15 protein-coding genes are annotated in these 19612 nt (G+C 54.0%); 9 read left to right on the forward strand and 6 right to left on the reverse strand.

Features of this window, described 5'->3' with window-relative positions:
• The first annotated feature begins 117 nt into the window (after positions 1-117).
• From EI42_RS06295 to EI42_RS06315, 5 genes are all read left to right on the forward strand, one after another.
• A complete protein-coding gene (locus EI42_RS06295) occupies positions 118-675 on the forward strand; it encodes a DUF1349 domain-containing protein (protein WP_111319985.1) in 558 nt (185 codons plus the stop codon).
• Positions 676-891: 216 nt separating this feature from the next.
• Positions 892-1248, forward strand: coding sequence for an SH3 domain-containing protein (locus EI42_RS06300; protein ID WP_111319987.1), 357 nt, complete (start codon positions 892-894; stop codon positions 1246-1248).
• 318 nt (positions 1249-1566) lie between these two features.
• Complete coding sequence (locus EI42_RS06305) at positions 1567-2532, forward strand: alpha/beta hydrolase (protein ID WP_111319989.1); 966 nt, start codon at positions 1567-1569, stop codon at positions 2530-2532.
• Positions 2533-2686: 154 nt separating this feature from the next.
• Positions 2687-3904, forward strand: a complete 1218-nt coding sequence (locus tag EI42_RS06310) for an MDR family MFS transporter (RefSeq protein ID WP_111319991.1) — start codon at positions 2687-2689, stop codon at positions 3902-3904.
• A gap of 166 nt (positions 3905-4070) precedes the next feature.
• Positions 4071-5180 (forward strand): L,D-transpeptidase, encoded by a 1110-nt coding sequence (locus tag EI42_RS06315; RefSeq protein WP_211326051.1) that lies wholly within the window; start codon positions 4071-4073, stop codon positions 5178-5180.
• 83 nt (positions 5181-5263) lie between these two features.
• On the opposite strand, the gene EI42_RS06320 is transcribed toward EI42_RS06315, so the two are convergent.
• Positions 5264-6112, reverse strand: coding sequence for a cytochrome c-type biogenesis protein (locus tag EI42_RS06320; protein WP_111319995.1), 849 nt, complete (start codon positions 6110-6112; stop codon positions 5264-5266).
• Between the two features lie 266 nt (positions 6113-6378).
• Here EI42_RS06320 and EI42_RS06325 point away from each other — a divergent pair, with 266 nt between their 5' ends.
• A complete protein-coding gene (locus EI42_RS06325; RefSeq protein WP_111319997.1) occupies positions 6379-9471 on the forward strand; it encodes a winged helix-turn-helix domain-containing protein in 3093 nt (1030 codons plus the stop codon).
• Positions 9472-9545: 74 nt separating this feature from the next.
• Entirely contained in the window at positions 9546-9968 is a 423-nt protein-coding gene (locus EI42_RS06330) for a VOC family protein (protein ID WP_111319999.1), read from the forward strand.
• 49 nt (positions 9969-10017) lie between these two features.
• On the opposite strand, the gene EI42_RS06335 is transcribed toward EI42_RS06330, so the two are convergent.
• Genes EI42_RS06335 through EI42_RS06350 form a run of 4 tightly spaced genes read right to left on the reverse strand, consistent with a single transcriptional unit; the run spans position 10018 to position 13817 of the window.
• A complete protein-coding gene (locus EI42_RS06335; protein WP_111320001.1) occupies positions 10018-10821 on the reverse strand; it encodes an ABC transporter ATP-binding protein in 804 nt (267 codons plus the stop codon).
• A gap of 14 nt (positions 10822-10835) precedes the next feature.
• Entirely contained in the window at positions 10836-11855 is a 1020-nt protein-coding gene (locus EI42_RS06340; RefSeq protein WP_111320003.1) for a FecCD family ABC transporter permease, read from the reverse strand.
• On the reverse strand, positions 11848-12873 hold the full coding sequence (locus EI42_RS06345; protein ID WP_111320005.1) for a FecCD family ABC transporter permease: 1026 nt from the start codon (positions 12871-12873) through the stop codon (positions 11848-11850). Before EI42_RS06345 ends, EI42_RS06340 begins: the two co-directional genes overlap by 8 nt.
• Entirely contained in the window at positions 12873-13817 is a 945-nt protein-coding gene (locus EI42_RS06350) for an ABC transporter substrate-binding protein (RefSeq protein WP_170142407.1), read from the reverse strand. Before EI42_RS06350 ends, EI42_RS06345 begins: the two co-directional genes overlap by 1 nt.
• Before the next feature lie 760 nt (positions 13818-14577).
• Between EI42_RS06350 and EI42_RS06355 the strand changes: the two genes are divergently transcribed.
• The gene (locus EI42_RS06355) at positions 14578-15720 is read left to right on the forward strand and encodes a GntR family transcriptional regulator (protein WP_170142408.1); all 1143 of its coding nucleotides are present in this window, start codon (positions 14578-14580) and stop codon (positions 15718-15720) included.
• 297 nt (positions 15721-16017) lie between these two features.
• On the forward strand, positions 16018-19002 hold the full coding sequence (locus EI42_RS06360; RefSeq protein WP_111320011.1) for an alpha-mannosidase: 2985 nt from the start codon (positions 16018-16020) through the stop codon (positions 19000-19002).
• Here the strand turns inward: EI42_RS06360 and EI42_RS06365 are convergent.
• Positions 18974-19576 carry a hypothetical protein gene (locus EI42_RS06365; protein WP_111320013.1) on the reverse strand — a complete coding sequence of 201 codons (603 nt, stop codon included), beginning with the start codon at positions 19574-19576 and terminating at the stop codon, positions 18974-18976. The two genes, EI42_RS06360 and EI42_RS06365, sit on opposite strands and share 29 nt — an antisense overlap.
• Positions 19577-19612 lie beyond the last annotated feature (36 nt).

Raw genomic sequence — 19612 nt, forward strand, 5'->3', positions numbered from 1 at the left:
TCACCTTCGCAAAGGAGTATGCAGCTTTCCTCACTCCCTGGAAATTCGTTGTCCCCTTTTTTGAAGAGCTTCGTATAGATATATAAAGATTCTTTTTCTTCAACAGGAGTACTGAACATGGAATGGTATAACCAACCATCAAGATGGGAAGTGCGAGGCAGTTCCATCACCATTCAAACCGAGCCGAACACAGACTACTGGCGACAGACCAGTTATGGCTTTACCTATGATAGCGGCCATTTCTACTACCAGACGTGGCAGGGGAACTTTCAAGCTGAGGTCCAATTCAGCGGAGCCTACCAGCACCTGTACGATCAGGCCGGGCTTATGGTACGCGTCGATGCAGAAAACTGGATCAAATGTGGCATAGAATATCTTGATGGCGTTCAGCATATCAGCGCTGTCGTTACGCGGGTCTACTCTGATTGGTCCATTGGCGTCGCGCTTCCTGACAATCCCCCTTCTCTCTGGCTCCGTCTCAAGCGAGAGGGCGATGCGGTAGAAGTGCAATACGCGCTCGATAGGCAGACGTATCGGCTGCTCCGCTTAGCCTATTTCCCGCCAGTTGACGAAGTGCAGGTCGGGCTGATGTGCGCTGCACCTCAAGGACCGGGCTTCCCTGTCACCTTTACCGATTTTCGGGTTGGTTCGATACCGACACTCATGGAGGAATAGCACGCCTCTACTGCACCATAGGAGTATAGCGCAACTCTGGTAGCAAGAAGCTGTCCCTGTATAGAGAGACAGTTTCTGGTACTCCATGTTACCTTTTACAACGCCATTCGATCTATATGATAGGGAGCCACTTTCTCTACCGGAGAAGGCCCACTCTCTTTCATTGGATGGAGAGATATAAGCGTTTGTCCCACTCAAACGAAGGAAGGAACCAGCATGAAACGACTCCGTACATTGCTCATTATGATCCCTGTCGCTGCCCTGCTTGCAGGTCTGCTTGTTTTACAGCCCACTCAGCAGGCAAGTGCACACACACAGACAGTGCAGAAGGTAGCTGCCGCAGCAGAGGAGCCAGTTAACGAGGGCGATGTTCTCAACTGGGCGAGTGTACGTACCGGCCCCGCAACAACCTACTCAATTGTGACGACGTATCCACCACGCAAGCACGTCCTCATTTATGAAGAGGTAGTGGGAGAAAATGTCTGGGGCACAACTCCTATCTGGTATCGCGTTTCACCACACGATCAACCACCCCTGTTCATTTATGGTGGCCTTGTAGCTGTCGTGAAATAAATTGATATGCAAGGTCATGGTAGCGGTGCCAGAAAACATCGCTACCAGCCCGCTCAGGACACTATCAGACACGCTCAGGTACCTGAAGGAAGGTCACATCTGGTTCGTCTTCCAGAATGCCTTTATATTGTTTTCGCTCCTTCTGCTCCGAATACCCTGGCATCCTTTTTCGTCTGGGCTGTAGAAGCACACCTTTGAGCCCGCCCACCTCTCCCCCGGTCAGTACTCCCCTCTGGTAGAGATACAAAAGTTAGCATATACTATGTTTGGTTCTTAAAACAACAGGATTTTCTAGCAGAAAAAAGAGAGGCTCCTTTCATGCCAGTAGCGCTACTGATTATCGCCATTATTCTCGTCATCCTTCTTCTTGCCCTTCTTCTCTCCTGTTTCTACTTCTATCATACTGCCATTTCACGTCGCGAAAAAACCTTTCTGGCAGAAGACCCGAGCTTACAGGAAGTGAACCGCACATCCGCCGACGAGACACCCTGGATCGAGCAACAGTCGTTCGAGATAATCGATATTCGCTCCTATGACGGACTGCGACTGCGCGGCTATTTTCTCCGGGCTCCCGAGCCCACAACAAAGACAGTGATCCTTGCGCATGGCTATGGCGGCGAGGCAAAAAAGGATATGGGCGGGTTTGCACACCTGTATTACGAGACCCTCGGCTTCAACGTCCTCCTGCCCGACGCCCGGGGTCATGGCCAGAGCGAGGGCAACTATATCGGGTTTGGTTGGCATGAGCGCAAAGATTACGTTCAGTGGATTCACACACTCATCCAGCGTCTCGGCGAAAACATAGAGATCGTCCTGCATGGCGTCTCAATGGGCGGCGCAACGGTGCTGATGACCAGTGGCGAAAACCTGCCGCCCCAGGTTAAGTGCATCATTTCTGACTGCGCCTATACATCTGTCGTCGACATTTTAAGCTACCAGGCGAAGCGCATGTATCATCTGCCACCATTCCCGTTCGTCCCGGTGACCAGCCTGATCTGTCGGCTGCTCGCTGGCTACTCGTTTGAGGAGGCATCGGCGCTCAAGCAGGTTGCAAAGGCCAAAATCCCGATTCTCTTTATTCATGGAGATACAGATACATTCGTGCCCACGGCAATGGTCTATCCGCTCTATGAGCAGTGCAAGAGCAGTCCTAAAGAGCTGTATCTTGTGCCCGGAGCCGAGCACGCAATGGCCTATACTGTCGACCCTGTCACCTATACCAGCAGAATTTCACAATTTATTGATCACTGCCTGCAACCGGCTCAGCCAATCCCTACCATCTGATTTCGATCCCTCCACAGGCCGCTGACATGATTTTCAGCGGCCTGTTTTTTTCTGCCCACTTGACGGCCTTTTCTCCCATACGTTATACTGAAACCATATTTCCACATATTGAATTTCATTCCATATATTGGAATAGAAAGGATAAGACAGGACAGTGACAGCAAACACACAGCGACTTTCGCGCCCGCTGCAATTCCTGATTGGTGGCTCATTTCTCAACAAACTGGGGGAATTCGTTATTCCCTTTCTCACTATTTATCTGACCTCGGCCCGGGGTCTCTCAGCCGGTCAGGCCTCGTTCATTGTTTCACTCTATGGGCTTGGCCTGTTACTTGCCAGCCTGGTCGGGGGTTTCCTCACCGACCTGATCGGGAGACGCTCAACCATGACGCTCAGCATGATACTCTCATCGATAACGATGGTCATACTTGGGAGCGTGCGTCATCTCGTCCTGATTACAGGTCTGGTTTTTCTGCTCAGTCTCTTTACCGGAATGCTTCGTCCCGCCGCCTCAGCAGCAATCGCAGACCTTACCAGAACGCCTGCTGAACGCATGAGAGTCTATAGCCTGCGCTACTGGGCGAACAACGTCGGGGCCTCCGTTGGGCCGTTGCTCGCAGGCTTCCTTGCCCATTTCTCGTATTTCATCATGTTTCTTGGTGATGCCTTCAGCTCATTTATCTTCGGTGCGCTGATCTGGTTTGGTGTTCCCGAAACACGACCCCGAGGAAGTCGAAAAAAGCAGGCTGGCAACGGGAAACGCGGTCTGCTTGCCGCCCTCGCGAATCCGCTCTTGCTGTGCTACGCTACATTGATCCTGCTCAATGGAACCATCTACCGCCAGTACTCGGTAGCCCTGCCGCTGGATATGGAAGCGCATGGTCTGGGAGAACAGTATTACGGAATGGTGCTGGCCGTCAATGGAGTGGTCATCGTGCTCGCCAGTATTCCAGTCAACCGTTTCTTTGAACGCTTTTCCGCAAATTCGACTCTGGCTCTGGCAGCCGTTCTGCTCGGGTGTGGCTTTGGCATGATCGCGCTGCTACAGAGCTTTCCCTGGTATCTTGTCTCAGTAGTCGTCTGGACACTTGGAGAGCTGCTCAGTACACCCGTTGAAAATGCCGTAATCGCCGACATTGCTCCCGCTCACCTGAATGGATCCTATCAGGGTGTTCATAGCGCGGCCCGCAGCTTCGCCACCTTTACCGCTCCCCTGATCGGTGGCCTGGTATTCGAGCATCTGGGCCCTGCCTATCTCTGGATCGGCTGTCTGGGGATGGGATTGCTTGTCGCCTGCTGCTACCTGTTTTTGCGGGCACTCCGAGCCAGACAACAGTCTCACTCTCTGCTCGAAGCGCATGCAGGCGACTGATCCACTCCGGGTAGAAACGCTTTTCTGCTCTGGTACTATGTTCATAGAGGCATGCAACCACCCGGGGGCCGAGACAAGCTCAGCCCCTTTTTCTTGCCTCACCCTACCTGGTGTACCATTCTTCCTTCTCATTCTGGCAGAAAGGAGTACTCACCTTGAACAGGATATGAAGAACAGCTACTATAGAAGAATTACGTCCCTTATAGTATTAGCATTCCTCTGTGGTCTATGTATTATCGGGCTGATGACTCCCGCACTGCCAGTCACAAAAGAGGCTCATTCACAATCTACAGGCGCACAAAAGCCTCTTGCGTCTACTGAGTTAACAATGGTTATGAAGCAGCGCGCACAGCGGAAATTGCAGATGCTGGAAAGCAGCGTTCAGCTTCTGGGACAACGCGCCACCAGAGCCCGACAGCAGCTACAGCAAACCCGTGCTCAGTACGCCACCCTGACCACAAAGCAGGATTACCTGCACTTTTTCATCCAGACCGGCACCTATCTGACCGGGCTACAAAAGGAGCTCGCGCAGCAAAACCCCGCACAGATGCTCGCTCTGTATCTGCATTATGTCCAGCAATGGGGCGATGCGCATCGCTATTATGACGCCTTCGATGGCAAGGACTACTATCTCAATTCCAGCTATCTCACGATGGATGGCAAGAATGGGACACTCTATGGAGCAGGCGCCCTCTTACGCGAGATGGTCCAGCAGCACACTTCAGACGCCTTGCAGCATATCCAGGATACCTATTTTCTCCATTCCATGCTAGAAGCCAATGTCGAGGATATGACACCTTTCAATCGACCCCATGCGGTTGATAGCCGGCTTCTTTCCTATTTCAAGCTTGAGAAGGAACACGTTTTAGTTCTCTCGCTAACCGAGCAGGCAGTCCGGATCTATCGTCATGGCGCGCTGGAACGTAGCTTTCTGGTGACAACCGGGCGGCATCATCGCCCCACACCGCCGGGCCTGTTCCGCCTGGGCCAGCACCAGAAGAATATTGTGCTTCATTCCTATGACGCGCCCTCTTCGCCCGATTACTACTCGCCCACCACGGTGCAACACGCTATCCAGTTCTGGGAGAACGGCTATCTGCTTCATAGCTCACCCTGGCGCCAGGATTATGGCCCGTTCACCCAGTTTCCTCATCGCGATTCTGGTGGCAATCCTGAGGGGAACAACGGGAGTCATGGCTGTATCAATGTGCCCCCGGCAACGCTGGCACAGCTTGAACCATCACTGACCGAACAGACCCGGCTCCTCATCTTCTAAGTCGGAGAAGCGAGTTTCGCGCCACTCGCTTCTCTGCCGTTTCTTCTATCAGCGCGTCCAGATCTACTATAGAGGAATCCTGCTTAGAACCCTTCGTCGTCAGAGTCAAACCCGCTACTCCCAAAACTCTCATCCTCCGCATCGATATCCTCGTACACGCTGCCTCCAACCAGATCTTCCTGATTCTCAGCCTCATGCTGTGCCTGCTGACTGCCAAGTGCATAGCCAACCAACCCGCCCGCTACAGCGCCAATACCACCGGCAACCAGCGGATTCATTCCCCCCTGCTGTGGAGCCTCGTCATATACAGGTTGTCTGTAATAGTCATAATTCGGCGCCTCTGGCTGGTGCATCGGGGTAAATCCAGTGGCTTCATGCGGCTGTGCCTCGTTCTGGCGCCGTTTCAGGAACAGGAACAACGCAATACCACCAATGACCAGCACTCCCAGAATCAATACAGGGACCAGCCAACCGCCACCGCTCTGTTGTGGAAGCTTCTCAAGCGCCGCCAGAACGGCTTCAGTATAGTTCCCCTTGCGCTCATATGTATTTTCAAGCGCGTCTACTGCTTCTTTTACCTGATTTCCGGAAAGCTTCACATCCTTTCCGTAGGCAAGGGCAATATCTTTTGTTCCGGTATTCAGCGCAAGCACAATCTGATTTTTGGCGGTGATCTCCTTTTCAGCCGCCCGTACAAAGCTATCTGATGAACCACGAAAGCTCTTCATCGTGTAAATCTTGATCGGGTACTCAAGCTTCTTCGCGGCCTCCTCAACCCGCCCGATATTTAAGACCCCGGCTCGATCGAAGATCTTCACCTCCGCGGCCCGGGCAACTGAGGCTGTCCATACAAATAGGCTCAATGCGCCCAACAACGCAAGTAACAGGCCAGACAAGCGGCTTCTGAGCAATGGTTCCTCCGCTATCCTCATAGACCTTTCTCCATTCTAGGCAACTTTCATACCAGATGCAGGTAGGTCAGAAAGCCATCTCTCGACTGTGCAGGAGCTTCCTGACTGGAATGCATTATAAACCTTTAGTATGAGAAGAGTCTGAGAGAATCGATGCACGCAGAAATACTGCTTGCTTGCATTATGCTCCCTCGCTTGACCGCCGCTTGAACCAAATAACCATATCTGCTATAGTCAATTCTAGAGAACCTTTGAGAGAGACAAAGAGATTGCTTTGAGAAGGTATCATGCCAAAAGTCGTGAGCGATGCGCTCTTCTGGAATGCTGAACAGCAAACGTATATCTTTCGGACCGCCAATCAAGCCCATTTGATTCCCATTGCTGATACACATTGGACCCGGCTGCTTGCTCCTCTGAAGACCTTCAGCTTTCATGGGCAATACGGTCATTTAACGGTGAGAAGAGAAGTACGCTCGACACGAGAAGATTACTGGTACGCCTATCGAAGTCAGAAAAAACGCACCTTTAAGCGCTACGTCGGGCGCTCCGCTGAGCTCTCGGTTGCCCAACTGGAAAATATTGCCCGTGCCCTCTCGATTGATATTCAGAACGCTTCGGCGCTCTCCAACTCGGCCAGAAGCCTGATCCAGTACCAGCCGACGCCGCTTCCCACCGACAGCACACAGGAACATATACCGCTCCTCGAAGCAAAGCTACACTTCCCTCGTCTGGCTCTTGCGCTTGTCTCTCGCCCGCGCCTGCTTGCCTTGCTGGATCAGGGACGCACCAGCCCACTTACACTGTTAAGCGCTCCGGCAGGCACAGGCAAAACAACGCTTGTACGCCAGTGGATTGAGGATCGCCATATTCCCAATATTGCCTGGATTTCGCTTGATGCAGGGGATAATGACCCTGCACGTTTCTGGCGCTACCTGATTACCGCCTGCCAGAGCTTCCAGCCCGATCTCGGACATGAGGCCCTCTCTCAGCTCATGCTCTATCCGCCACTGAAGCCCTTCACCCTGGAAGCTACACTCACGACCTTCCTCAATGAGCTTGTCGCACTGCCGGTCAACTGTATTCTCGTTCTGGAAGATTATCACCAGCTCAATGAGCCACGTATCCATGAGACTGTCACCTTCTTCCTCGAACATCTGCCGCGCTCCTTGCATGTATTGCTCCTTTCTCGCACGGAACCCCCGCTGCCTCTTGCCCGCCTGCGCGCAAAAGGAGAACTCTTCGAGATCACAGCAAACGATCTGCGTTTCTCGACCGAGGAGGCACAGAGCTTTCTGCAACAGATCACCCCTCATCCACTTGCGCTGGAAGAGGTGCAACAGCTCAATATACGGCTGGAAGGATGGGCCACCGGGTTACGCCTTTTCGCGCTCGCCCTTCAGCGCTGCACAACTCGGGAGGAGATCTCCCGCTGCCTGGCAACCTTCACAGGGAATCACCGACCATTGCAGGACTATTTCGTCAGTGAGGTGCTGGAAGCGCTCCCTGAGCCATTGCAGGCTTTTTTGCTCAGTACCAGCATACTTGAGCAAGCTACCAGTTCCCTCTGTGACGCTGTCACCGATCGCACCGACAGCGCCCAGATCCTGGACCAGTTCACGCGCTATGGCCTCTTTCTTGAACGCCTCGACGAACAATGGTACCGCTATCATGCTCTATTCGCGGAAACCATGCGGACCGAGGCTCAAAAGCGCCTGGGAAGCGAGACAATACGCTCTCTGTTGATAAAAGCCGGAGACTGGTATGAACGACATGGGCTCTATGAAGAAGCGATCACGCTGGCATTGCGCATCGGACAGATGGAACGTGCTGCCCGGTTAATTACCCAAAAATTGGAAGCAAGACAATTTCAAGAAACAAATGAGTTTCACACCCTGCTCCACTGGCTTGAGCAGCTTCCTGAGACTCTCGTCCGGTCACAACCCCTCCTGAGCTTTGGTCACGCGCTTGCTTTGTTCTTTACCGCAACACCCCATCCGCTTTCGCCGACCAGCGCGGCCCACATTGAGGCACTGCTACAGGCGGCAGAACGGGGATGGAGCCAGAATACAGCCGCGCTTGGCAAGGTCTTCGCCTGCCGTGCTCTGCTCATTCATCGTCAGGGCCGAAGCAGAGAGGCAGCCGCTTATGCCCGACAGGCGCTCCTCTGGCTGTCTCCAGAAGATCTGCTGTGGCGAAGCAGCAGCATGGGCATTGCAGGACTGGGCGAGACACTCGAAGGGCAATATAACCGGGCTCGTCTAACACTTCAAGCTGCCTACGAATTGAGCGTCTCTACCGGCAATCATATATACACTCGGGCAGCCGCAGGACGTCTGGCAGCGCTCTGCTTTGAACAGGGAGAACTGCATCAGGCCGCGACCATCCTGCGCCGTATGCTTGCTGAAGCGCAGGAACAACAGGATATCGACGATATCGCGCACGCACAGCTCGGGTTGGCTCGCATCTATTATGAGTGGAACCGACTTGAGAAGGCACAGGAAGCCGTTCGGGAGGTACTTCGTCTGACACCGCTGCCTGCGATCCACCGGATACAGGCAACACTGCTTCAGGCACGCCTCATCTTCGCCTGTGGGCAGGCTGAAGCCGCGCTACAACAGCTCTCATCTCTTTCAGATGATGTCGTCGGTTCTGTCTCCCTGCTGCGTCTGATCGAGGCTGAAAAGGCATTCTACTATGTGCAATTACACAACGGGACAGCCGCACGGCAAGTGCTTCAGGGATATCTCTGGCAGGGGAACGAGCTCCCCTTGCTTTCTCATGAGCGCCGAGAACTCTTGCTTGCCCGCCTTTTGATAGCGGAAGACAATGCTCAAGAAGCCCTACCACTGCTGAAGCGGCTCCTGGACCCCGCGCAACGTGCCGGGCGCATTCGGCATACTTTCGAGATCCAGGTGCTGCTTGCCCTCGCCTATGCCGCCTGTCGACAGACGCATGAGGCACGCCGCCAGCTTCTCACACTGCTCTCGCTCACCAGCGCGGAGGGCTATCAGCGCCTCTTTCTCGATGAAGGAGAGCCGCTGCTTGCACTCTTGCGGGCCTGCATGACGGTTATTCGTGCACGACCATTGCTCGGCTCTGTGCTCGCTATTCTGCATGGCGCTACAGGCGAGCAGACACTGACCCGGGCCCCGCTGGAGCCCCTCTCGGCACAAGAATTACGTGTCCTTCGCCTGCTTGCCAGCGGCTACTCAAACCCGGAGATTGCCCGAGCGCTTGTTGTCTCAGTGAACACGATCCGCTCGCAGGTACAGAGCATTTATCGCAAGCTGGATGTTCACAATCGGGTGGCCGCTGGAGAGGTTGCCCGCCAGCTTCGGCTATTTGCCGGAATTCATGCACCACATCATCCAGATAGATGATGTGCACCCGCCCTGCCAGCACCTATACTGCCCATAGAGAAAAACAACATACCCGAAAAGGAGTACATCATCTTATGACAAACTGGCAGGGCTTTCACCATGTCGCACTCTACACACCCGATCTGGACGCAACCATAGCCTTTTATGGCGACGTTCTTGGTATGCAGGTTGGCGAAATCAGTGTTCACCCGGCGAATCAGAGCCGCCACTGCTTTATCACCCCGGGCGGTCCCGGGCTGCACTTCTTTGAATTTCCCGGCATCTCATTGCCTTCGTTTGAGCACATTCCAACGCTACAAGACGCTACCCGCGTTGAAGGCTTTTTGAACCACATCGCTTTCAGGCTCCCCGATGAAGCTGCCGGGCTTGCGCTACGCGAACGGCTTCTCAAGCTCGATCGTGAGGTGTCAGAGATCAGCCACATAGCCAATCTTCATAACTTCATCTTTCTTGATAACAATGGCCTGCTGCTTGAAGCAATCTGGACTGCTGCATAAAAAAGGGAACCATCATCAACCGTGTCGATGGTGGTTCCCCTTCTTCTGGCTACTTGCTTCCAACAGGCTCCGAAACGGGCTTGCGCAATGGCTCAAACTTCAGACAGATAGGCACCTGCTCTTCTATGACCACATGGGCCTCGACCTGAAACGTTTCCCGCAACACCTCGGGCGTAATCACATCTACAGGAGAGCCACTGGCGATAATCGAGCCTTCTTTCATCGCAATAATCGCGTCGCAGAAGCGGGCCGCATGATTGATATCGTGCAACACCATCAGAATAGTGCGCTTTTCCTCACGGTTGAGCTTCTGAATCGTGTAGAGGACGTCCAGTTGATGCGCGATATCCAGGTAGGTCGTCGGCTCATCCAGCAAGAGGATATCCGTCTCCTGAGCCAGTGCCAGCGCCAGCCAGACCTTCTGACGCTGCCCACCCGACAGGCTCCCGATCTCCCGTTCGCGAAATGGCAGCACTCCGGCGGTCTCCATTGCCCACTCGATCACCTGACGATCATGTGTCGTTTGGCGCTGGAAACGCCCCCGATGCGGATGTCTACCATAGGCAACCAGCTCTTCAACCGTCAGCTCTAATGGAGCCGAGGGAGACTGCGGCAGGATCGCCAGCCGTTTGGCAATCTCTTTCGACTGCATCGTCTGCAACGCCTTCCCATCCAGGTAGACCAGCCCCTGAGACTGCTTCAGAATGCGTCCCATCGTCTTCAACAGGGTCGATTTCCCGCAGCCATTAGGGCCAATAATGCCGGTAATGGAACCGGGTTCTACGTTGAGGTTGAGATGACTGAAGACGGTATATTTTTCGTACGCTACTTCCAGATCCTCGACCGCAAGCATGACTTTCTCTCTCCTTATTTATAGGTACGATAGAGCAGATAGAGAAAATAGGGAACACCAATCAACGAAATCAACATGCCAACCGGAATCTCTGTCGGTTGCAAGATAGTTCGTGCCAGAAAATCCGAGATCATCACTAATGCCGTGCCCACCAGCGCCGCAACCGGCACCAGCCGTTGAAAGGACATGCCAACCAGCCGCCGTGCAATATGGGGAGCGACCAGGCCCACAAAACCAATGCCTCCCGAAGCTGCCACACACAGGCTTACCAGCGCGATGCTACCCAGTAAAAAGCCCATGCGCAGCCTGTCCGGCAACACCCCCAGACTCTTGATGCTGTTCTCATCGAGATGGAAGATGTTCAACATATGCGCACTGATAAACAAAACAGGTAAAATCAGCAGCAGACCACACAGCATCACAAGAATATAGTCGAAGTTCGCGTTCCAGATACTCCCGGCTGTCCAGGTCACTACCATCTCGAAGTCTTGCGTGTTCATCTTCAAGGTGAGATAGACGGAAATCGCGCTCAAGCCGCTGCCAACCGCGATCCCGGAGAGAATCAACCGCTCAACGGGAAGCGTCCCGTTTTTGTAGGAGAAGAGATAGATCAGCACCGCCGCCAGAATGCCGCCAAGCAGGCCAAAAAATGGCATGGCGAACTGTTCAAACATGCCCAGATTCGACAGATTCCCCCGCAGAAAGAAGATGAAAAGCGCAATTGCTGTACTTGCCCCGGCATTGATACCGAGAATTCCAGGGTCTGCCAGATCGTTTCGCGTCACTCCCTGAATGATCGCTCCCGCCACTGCCAGCCCGGTTCCCACCAGCGCCGCCATAATAATGCGCGGGAGCCGAAATTCTGTCAGCACCAGCACCTTATCAGCGTTGTCATTCATTCCAAGCATCGTCTGGATCAGGTCCCACGGGCTGATATCATAGACGCCATTCGTCAGGCTGATGTAGATAGTCAGCAGGATGAGCAGCGCGAACCCGAGCACCACAAGCGGGAACGCATATCGTGCCTTAGACATGTCGCTTGCCTCCTCTCGTGTAGACCAGATACAGGAAGAACGGCACCCCGAACAGCGAGGTCAGCACACCAATCGGCGTCTCAAACGGGAAGTTTACCAGCCGGGCCAGGATATCGCAGAAGGCCAGGAAAATGCCCCCAAAGATCGCCGAACAGGGCACGATATGGCGGTAGTCGACGCCGATGAGATAGCGCACAATATGCGGAATAATCAGCCCGATAAAGCTTATTTTGCCAGCCAGCGCCACCGATAACCCGGTCAGCACGATCACGCTCAACATTGCCAACCCTTTCACCACAATCGTCTTCTGTCCCAGGCTGATCGATACCTCTTCCCCCAGAGCCAGAATCGTGACCGAGCCGGCCACCGAGAACGCCAGCACAACCCCGAGCACAAAGAAGGGAAGCGTGGGCCCCAGAAATTCCAGGCTGATCTGATCCAGACGGGCATTGAACCAGAAACTGATATCCTGTGACGCCTGAAAGTAGGTAGCTATAATTGAGGAGAGACTACTGAAAAAGGTACCGATAATCAAACCAATGATACCCAGCCGAGCCGGTGAAAAACCATTGGGGATCAGGCTGGCCATACCAAACACAATCGCCGTTCCAAGCGCCGAACCAATCAGCGAGAACAGGATCAGCCCCCAACTGGAAAGCCCCGAGAAGAAAATATAGCCAATCGTCACCAGCAACGCCGAACCATCCAGCACCCCGGTGATTGAGGGAGAGGCCAGATAGTTTCTGGTCACTCCCTGCATCAATGCGCCCGAAAGCGCCAGACTGGCCCCGATAAGCAGAGCACCAAGCACACGCGGCAAACGCGACAACACGATCGTATGGCTGAGGTTTTCCTTGTCAAAGTGGAAGAGCGCCTCAAAGACCGTCTGAAGTGATATCTGCTGCACGCCAATCATCAACGAGGCAAGCATGACGGCAACGATCAGGATTGGCGAGAGCAGCAGAAGCCAGGTTAAGCGCCTCTGACGCTTTGATTGTACAGGTATCACCGAATCCATCACTTATTCACAATTTCCTTCTCAATCATGTCCAGCGCTGCCTTTTGCCCATACGCCGTATTCCCCTGAATCAGCGGATGCACCTTGTTCAGCAGCACCCTGTTATTCTTGACGGCCTTCACACCCTGCCAGATCGGGTTTTTCTGCAGGTCCTCAAGTGCCTGAGGCTTGTCCGCATTCTCGAACGGCGAAAAGCCCACAATCATGATATCGGGGTTGATCTGTGCCAGTCGCTCAAGCGGAAGTTTCTCCTGTGCCTTCACCCGCGCCATATCGGACGTCATCTTAAAGCCAAGCTCATTATAGAGAATATCGTTGATATAGAACGTCGGAGGAAAGACCGAAATACCTCCGGCCCGAATCTTCATGGTCAGCACCACCAGCTCCTTCTTGTCGGACCGCTGAAGCGCCGCTTTGGCGTCCGCAACCTGCGTATCATACGCGGCGAGGATCTGCTTGACCTGCGCCTGCTTGTTAAAAATATCGCCAAGGAGCGTGAAGTTCTCGCGCCATTTTGCCTGTTTCGAGAACTGAACAGTTGGTGCGATCTTTTGCAGCTTCTTGATCGTCTCGGGGGTCGTTCGCTCGTGCGCAACGATCAGATCAGGCTTCAGGCTAATCACGGTTTCGTAGTTCGTCTCGGTTCGGTTGCCGACGCTCTTCATATTCTTGAGATGATCGGCCAGATATTCCGCCGGCCCGTTCGGGTATGTTGGACCACCAACCGGCTCAATGCCAAGCAGCACCATATCTTCTAGCGTGGAATAGCCCACAGCGACGGTTCGATCAATTTTTGCAGGTATCTGAATCTCTTTTCCGAGATAGGTTACTGTCCGTTTTTGCTCCTCTTTGGGGGTAGGTTGCGCTGCTGTCGAGCCACCACATGCGGAGAACAGTACGCCCAGACAACAAATCAAGAGGAGCCACGTCTTTTTCTGTATCATTGACCCTTTCATCTCCCTACCGGAAACACATCCCGGTTACAGTGTGAAAATAGAACATCAGCTATAGCAGACAGGCGCTCGAAAAGATGACTGTTATAAAGTGACAGAGCTATGCCACAGAACTGCCTGCATGCACAATATCAGAGTAGCGAGGTAAGATATTAGCACGCCCTAATATCTTACTGATTTAGTAGGATATTAGCATGAGCCGTTTCAGAAAGTCAAGAGGAAAAGGAGCGAAAACGACGCCCTCCAGTGAGAAGACGACGGGCAAAAGAGAACAAACGCTTCACAGGCCGGAGAAGCAGCAACGTGCCAACATGGATCACCAGCCTATGCACTTTAGAGCAATCCCTCTGTGCTTCACAGTCCACAACTTCGCTCCAGAATCGAGCAGGTACATCATTTCTTGAACAGGAGACCGAGGGTAGCCGGAAGGAACACAGTCTGCCTTTCAGTGTACAGCGGCTCCACAAAAAGTGAAGAATTCAGCGTAAAGGAAGCAGCAGGGCGAAATTGTTCAGTATAGATGGTCAAAAGGGTAGTAATGCCGCTTGACATGGGACGCGAGCAATCTCTATCATCATCTGCCGAAAGCAGACATGCGGTTCATTGAACCTGTACAAATTTTGGCGTTACTGACCAATTTTGTATTGTACAATCCCCTCCCTTCATGGGCATGCTACTTGACTTTTTCAGAAGCGCCCGCTACTATTACAATGCAAAGAAGTTTCATTATTCATTACAGGGGTTGGGTATCGTGCGAGAAGCAGAAAACGACTCACAGGCAAAGACGCTCTCCTCGCGCTTGCTGCTCGAATTCCGTGAGCGCATTCTTTCAGGAGAGCTGGCAGAAGGCACACGCTTACCACCAGAGCTTGAAATTGCTCGCACACATGGTGTCAGCCGGGGAACCGTGCGTCAGGTACTCGGAACACTGGTCAACGAGGGACTCCTTGAACGCATTCGTGGGAGCGGAACTTTTGTACGTCATGCCGCGCCGCCCTCTACGATACAGGAATCAAAGAGCCAGCCATATCATCATCTGCATAAAAGCGTCGGGCTGATTCTCAGTCAGGCAAGTGATGAGCTGAATATGGGTATTCTGGTTGGCGTTGAACAAGCTATCAAGCCGCGTGGCTATCAGCTCAGCTTTGCATATGCCGAGGATAACCCGGCACACCTCGCGATGGAGATTGAGCGCCTCCAGACCACCACAGACGGCCTGGTCATCTTTCCCGTCGGCGGAGCGCACCACAACCGCCCAATCCTGCAACAGCTTCGCGAAAAAGGGGTGCCTTTTGTCCTGGTTGACCGCTATGTTTCCGGCGTGGACTGTGACTACGTGACCTCCGATAACCTCGGTGGAGGCTACCGGGCAACCGAGCATCTGCTGATCCTCGGCTATAGCCGTATCGCCTTTGTGACCGAGGAGGGACTTGATGTCGCCTCCGTACAGGAACGCTGGCTCGGATATCGCAAGGCCCTGCAAGAGTATCAACAGCCATTTGATGAGTCGCTGACCTATGTTCCACCACCTGAGAGACACCATTTCTATGATTCGCTGGTGACCGGTCCCAACCGTCCTGACGCTATTTTCGCCGTCAATGACAGCATCGCTCTGGAAATAATGCGTACGGCCCAACGCCACGGACTGCGCGTCCCTGAAGATGTGGCTGTGGTCGGTTTTGATAATCGCAGCTTTGCCGCTCTGCTCAGCACGCCCCTGACGACCGTCGCTCAACAATATGAAGAGATGGGAAACCGCGCCGGAACCCTGCTCATCAACCGCATTGAAGGGCTGGTGGCCGGAGCCCCGAAACACATCGAGCTGCCGGTGAACCTCGTTATTCGTCAGTCGTGCGGTGCTCGCCTGCGCGTCTCCCGGATCAAATCAACATAACACAACATCAGACTCCCCCCTTGTATAGAGCCCCCGTCCTGTTTCCGGGGGCTCTTATTTACCCGGTTATATAGTCCCTCAAGCCTTCAATTGTGCAGAATTTGTATTATAATTTGTATATACAATGCTGTCTGTAGAGATGGACAACCGATGCCCTCCCTTCGTGCGAGACGAAGGGAGCCAGCAGATACCCTGTACACTATTTCGGTAATACCCATCATCTCTTATCATACTCTCATTGAGAATTCGGTTTGAGAGAGCCATTAGCGCTCACTCTCTAGAAGGAATCGTGACACCTTGCCGTATCATCACAAAAGAACAAAAGAGTGGCTCAAGGGAACGCTCGCAGCAATTGAGCAGGCGATCTACCAACCACTGACCAATCTTGAGGTTGAGGCCTGGGTGACTCCCGAACCCGTCCCGTTTGCCGAGCGCCAGAGCGGAACCTATCAGAAAGTGCAGATCGGGCAGAGCTGGGGCAAGCTCTGGGATTGCGCCTGGTTCCACTTCACCGGGACTATTCCTGAAACTGCCGCCGGACAGGCCGTGTCGCTCCTGATCGACCTGAGCGGCGAAGCCTACATCGCAGATGCGGAGGGCTGCCCCGTGCTTGGCCTGACTACTGTCTCCTCTGATTTTGATTTTCGCCTGGGGCGACCCGGCAAGCGCGTGGTCCCGATCACAAAGCAGGCACAGGGCGGCGAAACCATTGATCTCTGGGCAGATGCTGGCTGTAACGATCTCTTTGGCAAATATCAGGATAGCGGCACGCTCAAAGAGGCCTCGATTGCACTCTTCAACGAAGAGATGCACCACCTCTACTATGATTTCGAGGTCCTTCATGAGCTGATGGAGCAGCTTCCACCCGAGAAAGCCCGCTATCAACGCATCCTGGCGGCATTGCAGAAAGCTGCCAATCTGCTGACCAACTACACCACCGAAGAGGCCAGAGAGGCCCGCGCAATCCTGGCTGTCGAACTGGCAAAGAAGGGCGGCGACCCCTCGCTGAAAATCAGCGCTATCGGACACGCCCATATCGACCTTGCATGGCTCTGGCCGATCCGTGAAACCATCCGCAAAGGTGCCCGCAGTTTCTCCACTGTGCTTGCGTTGATGGAGCGCTACCCCGACTACGTCTTCGGTGCCAGTCAGCCGCAGCTCTATCAATGGATGAAAGAGTATTACCCGGCGCTCTATGAGAAAATCAAGGCCAAAGTAGCTGAGGGCCGCTGGGAAACCCAGGGAGCCATGTGGATTGAGCCCGACACCAATATCTCTGGCGGCGAGGCTCTGGTCCGGCAGGTTATCTATGGCAAGCGCTTCTTCCGCGACGAATTCGGCACAAATCCGCGTATGCTCTGGCTTCCCGACGTCTTCGGCTACAATGCGGCTCTTCCTCAGATCCTGAAAAAGGCCGGAGTGGACTATTTCCTGACAATCAAGCTTTCCTGGAATGAGTTCAACGTCTTCCCGCACCATACCTTCTTCTGGCAGGGTATCGACGGCTCACGCGTGCTGGTTCACATGCCGCCCGAGGGCACCTACAATAGCTCGGCGGCTCCCCGCGCCCTGATCGCTGCCGAGCACACCTTCGCGGATAAAACGGTCTCTGATGAATGCGTTGTGCTGTACGGGATCGGCGATGGCGGCGGTGGCCCCGGCGTTGAGCACCTTGAACGCCTTGCACGCGAGAAAGACCTGAACGGCCTTGCCCCGGTCACACAGGAGCCGATAGAGGCCTTCTTTGATCGTATCGCGGCACAGAGCACAGACTATAAGACCTGGGTCGGCGAACTCTATCTGGAGAAGCACCAGGGAACCTATACAACACAGGCACGCAACAAGCGCTTTAACCGTAAGGTTGAGCTGGCACTGCGTGACCTGGAATTCCTTGCGGCTCTGGCGCACCACACAGCCGGGTATCGCTATCCCTCACAGGAGCTTGATACCATCTGGCAGGAAGTGCTGCTGTACCAGTTTCACGATATCCTGCCCGGCTCATCGATCACCCGTGTGTACGAGGAATCGCTGGCTCGCTATCAGCAGATCTGGGACAAGATTCAGCAATTGAAGCAGGAGGCACAGGCCGCGTTGCTCGCGCCGCAACAAGCACTAACGGTTGTCAATACGCTCTCCTGGGAGCGCAGCGAATGGCTGAACCACCAGGGAACATGGCGACAGGTCACCGTTCCGCCGTTGAGTATGCTGACGCTCGATCCCGCGCCCGCTGACGAGTTGCCAGCACTTACCGCCTCCACAGAGACGCTGGAAAACGAGCTCCTGCGGGTTCGCTTTGCGCCCGATGGCTCGATTGCCTCCATTTTCGATAAGGAGCATCAACGCGAGGTGCTCGCTCAGGGCGAAAACGCAAACCGGCTTGCCGTCTACCACGATCTGGGTGACGCCTGGGATATCTCAATTGCCTACGATGAACGCCCACCTCAATACTTCCAGCTTGAAGAGGCCACGGCACGCGTCGAGGGCCCGCAGGCCATTGTGGAACAGCGCTATCACTTCAACAAGTCCACGCTTCAGCAGCGCATCGTCCTGACCGCAGGCAGCCGCCGCCTTGACTTTATCACCGAGGTCGATTGGCACGAGCGCCTCAAGATGCTACGTACCAGCTTCCCTGTATCGGTCCGTGCGAATGAAGCAACCTGTGACATTCAGTTCGGAACCTTACAGCGCCCAACCCATCGCAACACCAGTATTGACATGGCTCGATTCGAGATCTGCGCTCATAAATGGGTAGATCTATCGCAATGGGATTATGGCGTTGCACTGCTCAATGATTGCAAATACGGGCATAAGGTCGCCGAAAATGTGCTTGATCTCAACCTGTTGCGTAGCCCTGGGTGGCCCGATTCCGTCGCCGATGAGGCACAACACCAGTTCACCTATGCCCTCTATCCGCACGCGGGCAACCACATTACCGGCAAAGTCATGCGGGCAGGCTATGAGCTGAATGTCCCGCTTCAGATAGTGGAAGGCTCCGTGTTAGCTTCAAGCAACGCAACACCATTTGTGCAGGTTGAAGCCGAGAATATCATTGTCGAGGCAGTGAAAAAGGCTGAGGCAAGCGATGATCTGGTAATCCGCCTGTACGAGGCCGCCGGCGCAACAACCAGTACGACCCTGACCTTCAGTGAGGAGATTGCCGCTATCTGGCAAACCAACCTCCTCGAAGAGCAGGAGCAGCCGCTAGAGCCGCAGGGGCATCAGGTAACCATCACCGCGAACCCGTTCGAGATTCTTACCCTTCGTGTTCGTCTGTCCCGCTAGCAACCGAGGGATGCTTGCTCGCTTCTGAGTGAGCGTCCCTTTTTGGTTGGGAACGGGCGATATCCAGCAAGCACTCGGCAAGGCGTTCAGGAGCCGACAGAAACGGTGAATGGCTGGTCGGCAACGAATAGACCTTTTGACATGGCAGGCTGGTATACATCTTTCTCTGCATGGATGGGCCAAGCGCCTTATCTTGCAAGCATTCGATATAATAGCGCGGAAGTGCCTCACTCTCCCGTACGGAAAGCCTGGAAGCCGCTTCTTCCACCCGGGGTCGCAGAGGCTCAGGCACAAGCAACGAGATCGCTCGGGCTACATCCTCTTCGCTACAATCGGCATAAAAGACAGTGCGAGCCGCTTCCTTCCTTACCCTGACCTGCTTCCGCTCCTCATCCACTTCCAGTGAGGCTCCGAGTATCGATTCTGTATCCTTTCGCATGAGCATCGGTGGCAGCACGCCCGGAGGCAGCAAAAACGCCGAGAGATACACAAGTCCCCGAACCTTCCAGGGGTGCCGTCGAGCCAGCCGAGCAAAGTGCTCAATGTAGGCTTGAACACGAGGTTCTTCCCGCACTGCTGTCCTGAATCGGTATCACATGGCTCAGGCTAC

It is taken from the genome of Thermosporothrix hazakensis (genome assembly GCF_003253565.1).
In the GTDB taxonomy this organism is placed as follows: Bacteria; Chloroflexota; Ktedonobacteria; order Ktedonobacterales; family Ktedonobacteraceae; genus Thermosporothrix; species Thermosporothrix hazakensis.